Source organism: Bacillus sp. S3 (assembly GCF_005154805.1).
In the GTDB taxonomy this organism is placed as follows: domain Bacteria; phylum Bacillota; class Bacilli; order Bacillales; family Cytobacillaceae; genus Neobacillus.
The window spans coordinates 3084733-3100331 of record NZ_CP039727.1 but is presented as its reverse complement, the minus strand read 5'-3'; the positions used below and the strand labels follow the sequence as shown (position 1 = coordinate 3100331).

Here is a 15599-nt window from a genome sequence, read left to right as displayed (position 1 = left end):
TTGTGGAAAGTAAAAAAAGTGAATACTGAATATTCAGTTATCGGGAAATGCTATTGTAATATAATTGCCATCGTTGTAAACGAATTAACATCGCATTGTTCTTTGTATCAGAAAAATACATGTTATCATTGGTACAGTTAGCCACGAAAGAACATGGGAGGTAATAAAATGATAAAAAAAATAAAAGCATTTATAGCAGTAGCTGTACTCTCAGGAACTGTAGGCGCTAATGTACATGCTGCAGAGTTAACTGTGAAGGAAGGGGACAATCTATGGGATCTTTCACAGTTACATAATACAACGGTAGAAAATATTGAAAAATGGAATCATCTTACTACAGACCTGATTCATCCTGGGGATGTGCTGCAAATTGCTACTGAAATACAATACACGGTTCAACAGGACGATACTTTATCGTTTGTAGCAATGAAATATCAGGTTACTGTTAATCAAATTAAAGAGTGGAACAAACTTAATACAGACCTTATTCATCCTGGTTTAACTCTTATCATTTATGATGAATTAAATAACCATGCTGAGTCAGCTGGAGATGCGATAAATAGCAGCAACAATACTAGCGAAAAAGCTTCAGTTGAAGCCACTTCTGAACCCGAAAAAATGGTAAACGAAAGTGCAAATTCAGCAACAAATAATGCTGGCAATGTAAGCGAAGCAACAAATAATGAGGCAGAGAACTCAAAGGAATTTACCGTAAATGCTACTGCCTACACGGCTTCCTGTGAAGGGTGTTCAGGTACAACAGCCACCGGGGTTGATTTAAGTGCAAATCCAGATGCAAAGGTTATTGCAGTTGATCCTTCTGTCATTCCCTTAGGAAGTAAAGTTTATGTTGAGGGCTATGGTGAAGCGATCGCTGCGGATACTGGCGGAGCGATTAAAGGAAATCGAATTGATGTATTTATTCCTTCAAAGCAGGATGCGATTAATTGGGGGAGGAAACAAGTAACAGTAAAAATTTTAAATGAGTAGGAAAAGCACACTTTATCTAGGATGAAGTGTGCTTTTTAATTGCGGCTTGCTATTAACGTAAATTTGCAAATTTATCTAAATCCCGATTTTCACCAATCACCACTAACACATCACCTAAATTTATTTTCTCATCCGGAGATGGGGAGATATTTATTTCGTCTTCGTGCCGAATGGCAATCACGCTAAGATTGAATTTAGCCCTTAAATCCACCTCTCTTAAGGTTTTCTCTACCATTCGATTTGGCGGCTTCACTTCTTCCACACTGTAATTCTTTGAGATTTCAATGAAATTTAAGACATTTGGCGATAACAACTGATGAGCAACCCGGATTCCCATATCCCGCTCAGGGAAAACAACCCAGTCGGCACCAACTTTTTGCAGTACTTGACCATGCAATTTGTTAATTGCCTTAGCAATCACCTGTTTTACTCCAAGTTCCTTTAATAGTAGGACAGTTAAAATACTTGCCTGGATATCACTTCCTATGGCTACAATAACAGTTTCAAAATTACGAATTCCGATTAATTTCAGTGCCTCAGCATCTGTAGAATCTGCAATAACCGAATGGGTTGCATATGGATGTGATTCTTCAACCCGTTCCTCATTTATATCCACTCCAAGTACTTCCTGGCCAGATTCATATAATTTATTGGCGATACTAACTCCAAATCTGCCTAAGCCAATTACAGCGTATTGATTAGCCATAGTTCAAAATCCTCCTTGATGTTAAAAACTACCCAATCATGATTTTTCCCTTTGGATATCGGAATGCATCAGGTTTTCTCCGCATAGCTACAGCAAAGGCAATGGTTAAAGGTCCAAGTCTGCCTGCGAACATCGTTAAGGTAATTAACACTTTACCAAGTGGTGATAAGTCACGGGATAAGTCCATTGATAAGCCGACTGTACCAAAGGCAGATGTTGTCTCAAATAAAAGCTTTAAAAAATCTGTTCCATGTTCTGTAATTGTAAGTAGCATTGTGACAGTCAATACAAGAAACAAGGCACATAATGTAACCGTCAATGATTTATAGATTGTTTCATAACCAACTCGCTGCCGATAAAAAATAACATCCTCTTTGCCCCGAATTTGCGACCAGACTGCTCCTAATAATGTTGTAAATGTAGTTGTCTTAATTCCACCTCCTGTTGAACCAGGGGAAGCACCAATAAACATTAAGAAGATAATGAACAACAAAGATGACTGGGTCATTTCAGCAATATTTAAAGTATTGGCACCATCTGTCCTCGCAGCAACGGACTGGAATAATGCGCCAAGAATTTTACCAGAAAAGGATAGGGGCTTTAAGGTTTTTTCATTGGTAAATTCTAATATAAAAATTCCAATTGTTCCGCCAATTAATAATAAGAAGCTTGTAACTAAAACAATTTTCGTATGCAATGATAAGCGTTTGGAACTGCTATATTCAAAAAGTTCATTCATAACGATAAAGCCAATCCCGCCAACGGTAATTAATGAACAGATTGTTAATACAATAGTGGGATCAGCTACATACGCTGTTAGACTTTGATAATTGCCTAAAATATCAAACCCTGCATTATTAAAATTCGAGATAGAATGAAAAATCCCGAAATAGATCGCTCTTCCCACTGGCATGTCAAAAGAAAACCGTATAGATAAAAGCACAGCACCGGTGAATTCAATAACGGCAGTAAATATTAAAATACGTTTAGCTAACCGTACAATTCCTTCCATTGAAAGGTTATTTAGTGATTCTTGAAGCAAAATTCTTTCTTTTAAAGAAATTCGTTTCCCTAATAAAAAAGCAAATAAGGTAGCAAAGGTCATAAATCCAAGACCGCCGACTTGAATCATAGACAAAATGATTAGCTGTCCAAATAACGTAAACGTAGTTCCAGTATCCACAACAACAAGACCTGTTACACAAGTGGCCGATGTTGCTGTAAACAATGCGTTAATAAAAGATAACCCTTGGCCATTTGTTGTTGCTGCTGGAAGGATCAAGGAGAGAGTTCCTATTAAAATAATAGAAGCAAAACCCAAAACAAGGATTTTAGGGGGATCAAGAAATCGTTTTTTTTGTTGCATTGATTTTCTTCCAATCCTATTAAATTTTAAAAAAACCCACTATATATTTAAACTGCCATAATGATAAAATACATATTACAGGAAAAATATACTACTGGATATAATTTATGTAAATAATTCTTTTCTCTTGTGTCATACCTCATAGTTTTAATATTGAAAGTGTTCTATAATACTAAAAGAAAAATTTTCCATACGAATGGATTTACCAAGTAAATATATAACTTTATTTTGAGGGTATAGTAAGAGTAAAGGGATTTTGAGGGGGATGAAAATGAATCAAGGTACAAAACAACTTTTTATTCAAACTGGAAGTCTCGTGGCGGGATTTATGGTTTGGGTACTTATTTCTTCACTTATGCCTTTTATAAAGGCTGATATTCCTTTATCATCAACAGAAATTGCCTGGGCTACAGCTGTGCCGGTTATTCTGGGATCACTTCTCAGGGTTCCCATCGGCTTTTGGACCAACCGATATGGTGCAAGATTTTTATTTACGATCAGTTTTATTATTTTGCTTATACCAATTGCCCTTATAAGTTATGCGAATTCCCTAATGATGCTTATCTTGGGGGGATTATTACTTGGTATTGGAGGAGCAGTTTTTTCAATAGGCGTTACCTCGCTGCCGAAATATTATGTAAAAGCAAAGCATGGTTTTATCAACGGTATTTATGGCGCTGGTAATATTGGTACGGCAATTACCTCTTTTTCTGCACCTGTACTTGCAAATGCGTATGGATGGAGAAATACCGTTAAAATATTCCTTGTGATCATGTTGATATTTGCTTTACTAAATTTCCTTTTTGGCGACAGAAAGGAACGGAAGGTCGACAATTCCTTATCTGATCAAATTAAAGAAGTTTATAAAAATCCTAAACTGTGGTTTTTAAGTTTATTTTATTTTATTACCTTTGGATCTTTTGTCGCATTCACCATATATTTACCTTCCTTTTTGGTGAATCACTTTGAATTGGATAAGGTGGATGCAGGGTTACGAACCGCCGGTTTTATTGCACTAGCCACGTTTTTTAGGCCTGTAGGCGGCTGGCTTGGAGATAAAATAAATCCATTTCTAATCCTTATGGCCGTATTTTTCAGCCTTACCTTTGCAGGGTTTCTTTTGTCATTTACGCCATCACTGCCAATCTATTCGTTTGGCTGTTTATTAGTGGCTTTCTTCGCAGGGATTGGAAATGGGGCAATCTTTAAGTTAGTCCCATTATATTTTTCCAAACAAGCAGGGATTGTCAACGGAATTGTTGCTGCAATGGGTGGTCTTGGCGGCTTTTTCCCACCCATTATTTTAACAATTCTCTTTAATTGGACTGGACATTACGCAATTGGTTTTATGTCACTTTCCGAATTCTCCTTAGCAAGTTTAGTCATTGTTGTTTGGCTTTACTATCAAGATAAACTTGATATTTCATCTAAGATAGTCAATCACGCACTAGATGGAATTTGCGTAACGGATGTTAACGGAATTATTCAAAGCGTTAACCCGGCATTTTCAAAAATTACTGGTTTTAGTCAGGAAGAAGTTGTTGGAAAAACACCAAGTGTCCTGCAATCTGGGGAACATGATAATGAATTTTATAAAAAAATGTGGGATAGTTTAAAAACAAACGGAATATGGGAAGGTTATATTTGGAACAAACGTAAAAATAATGAGATTTATAAAGAGTGGTTAACCATTACAGCAATTAAAGACGATGCAGGAGAAACAAAAAATTATGTAGGCATGTTTAATGAGAAAAAAGAAAATTCTAAGGAAATCTAAATCCCAGTAAGAGGCCTTTTACTTCAAAGGTCTTTTTTTTTGCCTTAAAAAGTGATAATTATTACAACTTTTTGTCTAACTGCTTGAGTTCACATTTCCTTCACTATTTTTGTGACGTACGTCACAAAAATCATGTTACCATGTGGTTTATATTAAATTCATCAACAACAACAACTAAATCAATTAAAAATTAGAAAACCATATAGGGGGAAATGATTATGGCTCGAATTAATTATTGGAATCCGGAAGACGAAAAGTTTTGGCAGGCAGAAGGAAAAAAACATGCAAAAAGGAACCTGTGGATATCTGTTCCATCTTTGATGCTCGCCTTTATTGTTTGGCAAATTTGGTCAGTAGTTGCTGTTCGTCTTAACGATATAGGCTTCCAATTTACGGAAGAACAATTATTTACACTTGCTGCTATTCCAGGTCTTGTCGGTGCAACGCTCCGCTTTGTTTATACGTTTGCGGTTGGTTCTATTGGAGGGAAGAACTGGACAGTAATTTCAACAGCTGTTCTAGCCATCCCAGCGATCGGTATTGGATTTGCAGTTCAAAATCCCGATACTCCATTCTCCATCATGCTTTTGCTTGCAGCACTTTGCGGTCTTGGCGGCGGAAACTTTTCATCATCATCAGCAAATATTAGCTTCTTCTTTCCAAAAAAAGAAAAGGGTACGGCGCTTGGCATCAATGGCGGTTTAGGTAACATGGGTGTCTCAGTTGTACAATTCGTCACACCATTAATTATTACATCTGGAACTTTTGCACTTGTTGGCAATAAACAGGTTTTAGCAAACGGACAGGAAGTATGGCTACAAAACGCAGCATTTATCTGGGTAATCCCAATTGTAATTATGACATTACTTGCTTTCTTTAAAATGGATAATGTACCTGGGGCAAAACAATCAGTTGCAGATCAATTTGTAATTGTAAAAAGGAAACATACTTGGATCATGACTGCTCTTTATGTAGCAACATTTGGTTCCTTTATCGGCTATTCTGCGGCATTCCCGCTATTGTTAAGATCTCAGTTTCCGGAGTATATCTCCCTTGCTTTCCTTGGTGCCTTAGTAGCTGCAGCAGCCAGACCAGTCGGCGGCTGGATGGCTGACAAACTAGGGGGCGCAAAAGTGACTGCCTATGTTTTGGTCATCATGGGAATTGGTGCAGCAGGAGTTATTTATTTTTTAAATGGTAAGCAATTTGCAGGATTTTTAATCTCTTTCTTAGTGCTATTCTTAGCATCGGGTATTGGTTCTGGTTCAACATTCCAGATGATCCCAGCTATCTTTATTCCAAAAGAAGCAGCACCTGTTATCGGCTTTTCCGCAGCTTTCGCAGCATATGGTTCATTCTTTATTCCAAAGCTATTCGGATGGTCTGTTAATGCGACCGGAACACCAGTGACTGCTTTCTACTTCTTTATAGGATTCTATGTCATTTCCTTTGGACTTAACTGGTTCTTCTATCAAAGAAAAGCGACCGTTGCCAAATCTTTAGCCAAGCAGGTTGGGTAAAATACGCAAAACAATGCCCACGTCATTTCCATTATGAAATGACGTGGGCATTTTAGTACTTAATCTTCGATTAGTTCACCAATTTCAACGATCGTTCGTTCTTCAAGTGGACCTCGTAAATGAACGGTTGCTGTTTTTCCATCTTCATTTAATTGGTCAATCCATACAGAAGTCCCATTATATTTTACTTCAATATCTGCTGAAGAAGACAATATCTGCTTCACTCGATTAACATTCATTTTTTTCACTCCTAAGAAAATAGTCATTATAGAGTTTGTCATGAACTTCATTTTCATACAAATTTTTCTACTGTCAAGGGTTTTTGTAACCGCTTTCTTCTATTATATAGGTTCTTTTTTAATGATCATAAGGATATTGAATTTGGACACCATTTAATGTACCAGGTTCGTCTATATGTTCAAGGTTGGACAGGTAATTTGCTAACTCCACTTCCAGTTCTTTTGGAGCACCCGGCTTTAAATGCCAATTTCCGGGTTCATCAACAAAATAAGGACTTTTGGTAAAATCAGGCCTAATTCTGGGCATAGGGGATTCCTCTTTTCCATCTTTACTTTTGTCGCTCGCGGTTATGCTTTCCAATCAGTATAAAATTATTCAAATTTTATGCTGTAAAAAGATAAGTCAAATTTCATATTGCATACCGGATGTTTCAAGTTTATGATATGTAGAAATGTATTTTTGATTTGGGTTTTGCTGGAAGTTAAATACTGTTATGGTAAATAAAAAATATGAAACTATTTTTCTGCTAATCCGTCTTATATAAATGAGGAATGAAAACAGTCATGTCCTACAAATGGGGTACATAACATTAAAGGGAATGTAACTGTTTTTATATTTTTATTTTGAAAGAAAATGTGATATAGTAATTGAGGTTCGTTTACCGGAGCTTAATTGGTAAGTGAGAGGAGAATTTTGAAATGAGTACATTTAGACTTCCTAAAAAAATAAACAATAGTCATATTACATTTTTCGCAATTGCCGTTGTCTTATTTTGGATTAAAACGTATGCGGCATATCAAATTGAATTTAACCTTGGAATTGATAATAATCTGCAGGAATTTTTGTTATTGATCAACCCACTGAGTTCAGCGCTGTTCTTCTTTGGAATAGCATTGCTTTTTAAGAAGCGTACAAAGCTTGTCATGATTATCACAAATTTCCTACTATCTTTTTTATTATACGCTAATATTGCCTATTATCGGTTTTTTAATGACTTTATTACCGTTCCTGTTTTAATGCAGACAAAGACAAATGCAGGGCAGTTAGGTGATAGTGCACTTTCTTTAATGTCACCATTTGATATTTTATATTTTACAGATATGTTTATCTTAATCGCACTTGCATTAACAGTTTTCAAGAATGTTACGGTAACGAACAGAAAGTCATTTAAAATTGTTCTGTTGTTTGCTATAACTACTTTTTTATTTAACTTAGGCTTAGCGGAAAAAGATCGTCCGCAGCTGCTTTCTCGTTCTTTTGACAGAAATTATTTAGTAAAGTATTTAGGTGCTTATAACTTTACGATTTATGATGTCATTCAAAACGTAAAATCATCAAGTCAGCGTGCATTAGCTGATAGTAGTGATATTACTGATGTCGAGAACTACCGGAAGGCAAATTATGCTTCCCCAAACCCTGTTTATTTTGGTAAAGCAAAAGGAATGAATGTCGTTTATATCTCAATGGAATCATTCCAAACCTTTATGATTGATTATAAAATGCCAGATGGGCAAGAAGTAACACCATTCTTAAATTCTTTGGCACACGATGGCAGCACCTTTTATTTTGATAATTTCTATCATCAAACAGGTCAGGGTAAAACATCAGATGCTGAATTTTTAATGGAAAATTCATTGTATCCAATGGCACAAGGTGCTGTATTTGTTAATAAAGCACAAAATACGTATCAAGCCATGCCTTCCATTTTAAAAGGTCAGGGATACACCTCGGCTGTATTACATGGGAACTATAAAACGTTTTGGAATCGAAATGTTATTTATAAAGCATTTGGATATGATCAATTTTTTGATGCAGAATACTATAACATGACTGATGAAAATACGAAAAACTATGGCATGAAGGATAAACCATTCTTTAAGGAATCCATTCCTTTGCTTGAAAGCCTAAAGCAGCCGTTCTATACAAAGTTTATTTCATTGTCAAACCATTTCCCATTTGAGATGGATACAGAGGATACGGATTTCCCTGCAGGTGATTATGGCGACACGGTTGTTAACCAATATTTTCAATCTGCACACTATATGGATCAGGCTTTTGAACAGTTCTTTAATGACCTAAAAGCAAATGGTATGTATGATAATACAGTGATTGTTATGTATGGTGATCATTATGGTATTTCGGAAAACCATAATGAAGCAATGGCTAAAGTTTTAGGAGTTGATGAAATAACTCCAGCTATTAATGCTAAGTTGCAGCGTGTGCCGTTGTTTATCCATGTACCCGGCGTTAAAGGCGGCGTGCAGCATCAAGTTGGCGGGGAAGTAGATGTTCGGCCAACAGTCCTTCACTTATTAGGAATTGATACAAAGGATTACATGGAGTTTGGCTCTGATTTATTATCACCGCAGCATCGTAATTGGGCCTTATTTAGAAATGGTGACTTTGTGTCGTCAGATGTTATTCAAGTAAAGGATAAGTGCTACTCAGATGCTAATGGAGAATTAATGGAGGATCCTGAAGCATGTAAGGATACTTCAGAAAAAGTTAATACTGAACTTCAGATGTCCGATGAAATTGTCTATAAAGATCTACTACGTTTCTATAAACCTGACGGCTATACCCCAATTAATCCAAATGATTATGAATATTTGGGTCCTAAAGGAAGAGCGACAAAAACATCTGAAAATCATTAATCAAGAGAGAAGGGAATTTTCTTCTCTCTTTTTTATATTTTTAAAACTGGATTAGCCATATTGGACAGGTTGGCATATAATAAATGAAATACATATATTGAAAAAGTCAGGAGAGAATTCGCATGAGAGATGTCACCTTATTAAATATATTTGAACATCATATTGCCCAAAAATATTTGAACCGGTCTGGACTTTCCCATGCGATTGCAGTTGCCTATCATGCCTTTCATCTTGGAAAAGAACATCATGTTGATATTGATATTGCCGCTAAAGCTGGACTTCTACATGATATGGGTCACTATACGTGGTATAAAAACGGAAAATGGGATTATGACTTGTATAAGCAAAATGATATCCATCCAATCAAAGGGGCAGAAAGAGCACACAAGCTGTTGATTCGTCTTGGAGAGAATCCAATTAAAGCTAAAACAATTGCACTTGCTATTCTATTCCATACAGATTCCTTTTTACCTTCAAATGATATTGTAAGGACTCCGTTACAGCAAATTGTAAAATGGGCTGATGAAAATGATGAGGAAGTGGGCGGGATGCATCACTATCGAACCATTGACTATGACCGGGCGAGGCAAAGTATAATCCGCCTAGATCAATTAATTGACATTACCTACGATAATTAAAAAAAGACTGTGCTCAAGTGGGCACAGTCTTTCACTTTAACTCCGTGTAAATCCTTCTTCACGTAAAAACTCCACTGCTTCTTCATAAGTATCAAAGCTTGCATCCAGGTCTAATCCAAAATATATATTCCATGCATCATTTTCATTGACCACAATGAGATGATGCTTTTCGTCATCCACCCAACGTTCCCCATCTGAATCTCCTGTAATCGCTTCCTCTGATGCTGTTTTCACAATAGGTGAAAGTGCGTGGATGGATTCCTTTAGCAATTGTTCCAGCATTTCTGCGCTAAAATCACGTATATTGACCATTCCCTTTTCGTCTGTTTCGTAATTCTCCAAATGGCCAGCATAAACAAAGCCATTACCATTTGGATGTAAATGATAAACAATATTTTTCTTATCGGAAATACTGTTTGGAAACTGGAAATTGACACGTCCTAAAGAAACGTTTTTTCTTTCCAATTCGCTAAAAGATTCGATAATTGCAAGTTTTTCATTAAATGTAATCATAAATTCCTCCATTTGTTTAAGTCATTAATATCATACAGTTATTTTAACCTAAGTTAAAATAATTCAAATTTTGCAATAGAAAAAGTATTGAAAAATATCAAATATAGTGTAAAATTACACCAAAGGGATATATTGCAGACATCAAAAAATCATGAAGCCTTTATAAGAAAGGTTATGTATAAAGGGGTGTGACTTTTATGGATTTAAATATCAGAGAAGAGAAAAGACGGAATTTTAGGCAAGAACTTTTCACTTTAAGAGAAGAAGGGTATTTATCCGATGTGATTGTTGATACCGTAGCAAAAGCGCATCATCAATACCACCTGAATTTATTAAAAACAGCGACCATTCCAGATCCGGCTGTAGTGAAAGTGGCAAAAACCGAACCAGCTTCCCCAAAACCGCAAAAGGTGAAAAAGACACTTACTCCTGAAGAGATTCGTGAAAGGAATATTACTTGGTTATTAAATATCGGCGTCATTTTTTTATTAATTGGCGGTTTGTTTGTAGCAACAAGTAACTGGGAATCAATGACAAGCTTTATGAAAAGTGGTTCTATTGCCATTGTATCGCTACTTTTTTATGGAATCGCTTTATTAACGAAAAAGGTTTTGCATATCGATAAAACAGCATTTGCATTTACTGTCTTGGGAAGTTTATTTCTGCCCATCTTTATTCTTTCGTTAGGATGGTTTGGTTTATTAGGATCGTATTTATCGATATTTGGTGAGGGTCGATATCTTCTTGGTATGCTGGGAAGCTTTTTATCTCTAATTGTCTATCTATTATTTGCTAAGAACCTGCATTCAAGACTATTTGTTTGGTTTAGTTATATTTCACTGACTTCTGGAGTGGCCTTTTTATTGGCAGCTTGTAAACTACAGGTTGATTTTTTTTATCTTGGAATGATGGCATTTAATGCCATTCTAATATTTATCTATCATAAAGCTAAGTTGCGAGACTCGATGAAATTGTTTACCAAAGAATTTGTGCTATATGCACAAGTTAGCCTTGTCCTATCCACTCTTTTTATGCTTTTTTTGTTTGAGAATGAGGTTATATATAGTGTAAACCTTCTTTTGACTGCCATCATTTATTTATCAATGATGTACGTCAGCGGGAAAAAAGAATACCACTTTATTTTTACTGTCATGGTCGTATACGGAGCCTATCAATTGACTGAGCATAGTTTCCTTGATTATTTTGGGGAGATCGTTTACGCCTTAATAGGCTTTGGAATCGTATTTGTCCCGAAGTTGTTAGATGATAAATTTTCATTAAGTAAAGTATTTCAATATACGAGTGCGATTATTTCGGGGTTTGCCTTTATCTATATTAGTTTAGAGGGGATCTTGCTTCGTGCAGGGAGTCCTTCCCTTGTGCTAATGATTGCCTATTTTATTATTTCAGCCAATTTCATTTATTTAACACATACCAATCCAAGATGGCTATTTCCTTATTTAAGTGCGGTGTTTCTAGCGTCAGGCATATACGAAGCAATTGTCTTACTTGATCAACCTTTTAATATGATGGATTTTTCCCTGACGTTATCCATAACAGGGTTTATCTTATTTAGTGTTTTTGGGATTGTTCATCATGCAAAATACGTAAAAATAATTCGAACAGCATCAAGGGATCTTGGATTAGCGATTATGGCGTTGTCCGGGATTACAGCTTTTGGATTTCTTTTGTGGTGGGAACTGGGTGTCATGTTCATCCTTTTTTCAATCGCTGCTTCTTTACTCCGCCAGTTTGAGGAAAGAGAGTTACTTAAGGATATAGCCATTTGGTTATTGCCGGTATCACTTGGTCTTTCCTTTGTTGCCTTTGGTGAGGAAGTAAATGTTAATTTTCCTGTCTATCAACGTGAGTATGGCATTGCCGTTAATTTTGCATTCGCAGCGGGGCTCGTTTTATTTTCAAGTCTTGGCTGGATAAAAACCGGCGAAAAAAAATTAGCCCAAATCTCTATGTATGTTTCACAAGCATTATACACAATTTCTATGATTCTTTCATTGATTAGCCCAATTAATCAACTGTGGGTTCAGCCGCTTGTATTGATAGGCGGCATTGGGATGTATTCCAGCTTGTATAAAAAGATAGGAGAGAAGTGGGTGCCATATCCAATTAGTATCGCTTTATTGCTGTCTTATCTTTCAATTATTCATTCAATTACACGTGTATACACATTTAGTTTCATACTAAATTCGTTAATTGCCTCTACAAGTGCGGTTATTTTGCTTTTGATTGCCTTCCTTTTCCGAAAAAGGGATTCAATGATATCGAATGCCTTTTCCTGGACAGGTCACATCATCTATCCCATCGCACTTGTCCTTACTTGGTTTGCTTTTCATTCAGACGCATTTTACAGCTTCGTCCTTGCCCTGCTTATCTATTTTGTCAGCACTAGACTAGCTGTAAAGGAATGGAAAATCAAAGTGTTTCTTTATGGCTGTTTTACAGTATTGTTTATAATCATTTTAACCGGAATAGATAAAATCCCTGTTCAAACTATTGGACGTTACGAATTTCCAATCTCCAGTGGTCTAATCTTAATTTTTGCACTTCTCGTCAAAGGAGAATTTCAAAAACGAACAACCTATTATTTTGTACCATTTTCAATTATTGGGATGGGGTGCATGCTTCTTACCTATCCGTACAGTATAATTGCTTACCTAGTGACCGGTGCTTATTCCTTCGGAATCTTGTTCTATTTGCATAAGATCAAGTGGGATGTAATTAACATTGTTCCATTATTTTTCCTGTTTATCGCAACGGTTGAATTTGCATTCTTAAGTGAAATGACTAGTTTGGAGAAACTGCTGCTGTCCGGCACCTTGGGGATTCTAATGGATTAAGTCCGTATAATTGTGTAAAAAGAAAAGGGTCATTTTTATCCTACTTGGCTACAATGTTTAACAACCACGATAAACATAGAAAAGAGGAATAAAAATGACCCAATTACAGTTTAGCCTAGATTTGGAACTTTTAAAAGACTCAGTAATGAATTCAAATATAGATAACGTTGTTAAATCAGCTGTTGTTCTGGTTTTGAATGAGTACATGGAGAAAGAAAGAAATGATTACTTACACGCCGCTGCATATGAACGCTCTGTTGAGCGTCGTGATTACCGAAATGGCTACTACGAACGTGAGTTAACGATGAGTATCGGTAAGATAAAACTTAAGGTTCCTAGGACTCGAAATGGTGAGTTTTCACCTACGGTTTTTGAGAAATATGCACGTTGTGACCAGGCGTTAGTACTCTCTATGCTAGAGATGGTTATCAATGGCGTTTCTACACGTAAAGTTACACATATTGTGGAACAACTTTGTGGTGAAAGTAAGTCAAAATCGTTTGTTTCTTCACTTACTCAAAAGCTTGATCCTATTATTAATGACTGGGCCAAACGGCCCTTAAATTTAAGGTATTATCCTTTTGTTTTTGTAGATGCCATGTATATAAAAGTTCGTGAACATCATCGTGTCGTCTCTAAGGCTGTTTATATAGCCACTGCAATCACTGAAAGCAAAACACGTGAAATTCTTGGGTTAAGTGTGGATCACGCTGAGAGTTATGAAAGTTGGAGTCGCTTTCTCCAACAACTAAAATCACGTGGTCTTCAATCCCCAAAGCTAGTCATTTCAGATGCTCACCAGGGGCTTCAAAAAGCGATTCAACGTGAATTTATTGGGACTAGCTGGCAAAGGTGTAACGTCCATTTTAAACGTAATATCATAGAAAGGCTTCCAAAAAAGGACTCAGCGGAAATACGTATGATGATTAAGCGTATTTTTGATGCAGTCACAATTGAGGATATGCGGAATTTTAAAGGTGAACTGATGAGTCAGTTTGGGGACAATCTTAAATACGAACAAGCTCTGAAAATATTAGATGATGGTTTCGAAGATACCATACAATATATGGAATTCCAAGAAGATATCCGTTGTCATATCCGTAGTACAAATTCTCTTGAGCGATTAAATCAGGAAGTCCGAAGAAGAGAAAAGGTAATTCGAATTTACCCTAATACACAATCTGCTTTTCGTTTAGTAGGAGCTGTTTTAATGCACTATCAAGAAACCAATTATTCGAAGCAGAAATCTATTAAAAGGTAGATGTTTAATTTTCAACGTACTTCCAATTATGGATTATTCCATATCCAGTCAAGGGTATCAAAGGAAAAACCGCCTTTGACACCCTTGACTGGATATGGAGATTGAAACCCATGGAAGTAACGCTCGAAAAATGTTAAGGGGATAAGTGGCTGATCATATATATTTGACATAACAAAATTTGGTTAAAAACATTGTTTAGCAAATTTACACAAAATCAAGGACTTGACTTTCTAATGGCAATCATTGGCCAAAAAATGTACCAGAAGCTGTTTGAAGCTGGAAAAAAGCTTCAGGAAACAAAAATAGACGGATTTACATTAGTTTCGTTCTTATATTTATGGTTAATGTACTTTTTTGCAGAACAGCATTTATGGAGCCAGGCACTGCCAGGTATCTTAATTGCTGCCGTACTCTTGTTCCAAAGAAAAAGGGTCCCTGCAAATATCTCAGCCTTTATGCCGATCCTTGCAGGAGTGTATTTATTAGAACCATACTATACAGTAATCAAACAGTTAAATATACCGTCCTTATGGGAGAGGGAGGTGCTCGTTCTTCCGTATGTTGTGCTCGTAATTTTCATACGCCAATGTTTAAGGGGACAATATGCAGAGATTACAAAGGCTATTCAATGGGGAGTACTCATAATTGTGTCGCTTATCTTAATCCAGGATGGTTTGGCGAGTAATACAATTTACGATGCGATTATATTAGGGTCACTCTCGCTGTTTTCGATGATAGCGGGGATGTTCCTGCATATAAAATCTTACTTTTTTGTAGGTACAGGGATTTTACTTTTAAATGTTTTCCTCCAAACAAGACCATATTGGGGGGTCATGCCGTGGTGGGTCTATTTATTAATTGCTGGGCTTATCCTAATTACTGTTGCAAGCTTTAATGAATGGCATAAGCAAAAAATGCAAAAGGGAGAATTAACCTTTATTAGTTTGTTTAAAGAAAAGGTCATTAATGAAATGAAAAGATGGGATTAAACTGAAAAGAAAAAACCGGATTGGTGTATAACAGATCTATCTGGTCATCTTTTTCTTGATTACTAATATAAAGTCTGTTATAATAAT

The 15599-nt window shown here is 36.2% G+C and carries 13 protein-coding genes; 8 read left to right on the top strand and 5 right to left on the bottom strand.

Translation table 11 applies throughout. From position 1 onward, the window contains the following. Window positions 1-168 precede the first annotated feature (168 nt). Window positions 169-990 (top strand): LysM peptidoglycan-binding and 3D domain-containing protein, encoded by an 822-nt coding sequence (locus FAY30_RS14845; RefSeq protein WP_149870593.1) that lies wholly within the window; start codon window positions 169-171, stop codon window positions 988-990. A gap of 52 nt (window positions 991-1042) precedes the next feature. On the opposite strand, the gene FAY30_RS14840 is transcribed toward FAY30_RS14845, so the two are convergent. Then, window positions 1043-1696 carry a potassium channel family protein gene (locus FAY30_RS14840; protein ID WP_149870592.1) on the bottom strand — a complete coding sequence of 218 codons (654 nt, stop codon included), beginning with the start codon at window positions 1694-1696 and terminating at the stop codon, window positions 1043-1045. Window positions 1697-1724: 28 nt separating this feature from the next. Further along, window positions 1725-3062: a TrkH family potassium uptake protein gene (locus tag FAY30_RS14835; protein ID WP_149870591.1), complete on the bottom strand. Its 1338-nt coding sequence runs from the start codon at window positions 3060-3062 to the stop codon at window positions 1725-1727. Window positions 3063-3333: 271 nt separating this feature from the next. On the opposite strand from FAY30_RS14835, the gene FAY30_RS14830 reads away from it, so the two are divergent. Both FAY30_RS14830 and FAY30_RS14825 read left to right on the top strand, forming a co-directional pair. Beyond that, on the top strand, window positions 3334-4839 hold the full coding sequence (locus FAY30_RS14830) for a NarK/NasA family nitrate transporter (protein WP_149870590.1): 1506 nt from the start codon (window positions 3334-3336) through the stop codon (window positions 4837-4839). A 218-nt stretch (window positions 4840-5057) separates the two neighbouring features. Next, the gene (locus FAY30_RS14825; RefSeq protein WP_149870589.1) at window positions 5058-6359 is read left to right on the top strand and encodes a NarK family nitrate/nitrite MFS transporter; all 1302 of its coding nucleotides are present in this window, start codon (window positions 5058-5060) and stop codon (window positions 6357-6359) included. Between the two features lie 59 nt (window positions 6360-6418). Here the strand turns inward: FAY30_RS14825 and FAY30_RS14820 are convergent, their stop codons facing one another. Next, complete coding sequence (locus FAY30_RS14820; protein WP_149870588.1) at window positions 6419-6598, bottom strand: H-type small acid-soluble spore protein; 180 nt, start codon at window positions 6596-6598, stop codon at window positions 6419-6421. Between the two features lie 118 nt (window positions 6599-6716). After that, window positions 6717-6905: a hypothetical protein gene (locus FAY30_RS14815; protein ID WP_149870587.1), complete on the bottom strand. Its 189-nt coding sequence runs from the start codon at window positions 6903-6905 to the stop codon at window positions 6717-6719. Between the two features lie 392 nt (window positions 6906-7297). Between FAY30_RS14815 and FAY30_RS14810 the strand changes: the two genes are divergently transcribed. Together FAY30_RS14810 and FAY30_RS14805 are read left to right on the top strand one after the other, a co-directional pair. Further along, entirely contained in the window at window positions 7298-9253 is a 1956-nt protein-coding gene (locus FAY30_RS14810) for a lipoteichoic acid synthase (RefSeq protein WP_149870586.1), read from the top strand. 122 nt (window positions 9254-9375) lie between these two features. Further along, window positions 9376-9891, top strand: coding sequence for an HD domain-containing protein (locus FAY30_RS14805; protein WP_149870585.1), 516 nt, complete (start codon window positions 9376-9378; stop codon window positions 9889-9891). 36 nt (window positions 9892-9927) lie between these two features. Here the strand turns inward: FAY30_RS14805 and FAY30_RS14800 are convergent, their stop codons facing one another. Next, the gene (locus tag FAY30_RS14800) at window positions 9928-10404 is read right to left on the bottom strand and encodes a hypothetical protein (RefSeq protein ID WP_149870584.1); all 477 of its coding nucleotides are present in this window, start codon (window positions 10402-10404) and stop codon (window positions 9928-9930) included. A gap of 197 nt (window positions 10405-10601) precedes the next feature. Here FAY30_RS14800 and FAY30_RS14795 point away from each other — a divergent pair, with 197 nt between their 5' ends. The 3 genes from FAY30_RS14795 (at window position 10602) to FAY30_RS14785 (ending at window position 15512) form a co-directional block, all read left to right on the top strand. Next, window positions 10602-13262: a hypothetical protein gene (locus tag FAY30_RS14795; RefSeq protein ID WP_190284660.1), complete on the top strand. Its 2661-nt coding sequence runs from the start codon at window positions 10602-10604 to the stop codon at window positions 13260-13262. 94 nt (window positions 13263-13356) lie between these two features. Continuing rightward, complete coding sequence (locus tag FAY30_RS14790) at window positions 13357-14523, top strand: IS256 family transposase (RefSeq protein ID WP_149868193.1); 1167 nt, start codon at window positions 13357-13359, stop codon at window positions 14521-14523. A gap of 233 nt (window positions 14524-14756) precedes the next feature. After that, on the top strand, window positions 14757-15512 hold the full coding sequence (locus FAY30_RS14785) for a hypothetical protein (protein WP_190284659.1): 756 nt from the start codon (window positions 14757-14759) through the stop codon (window positions 15510-15512). Window positions 15513-15599 lie beyond the last annotated feature (87 nt).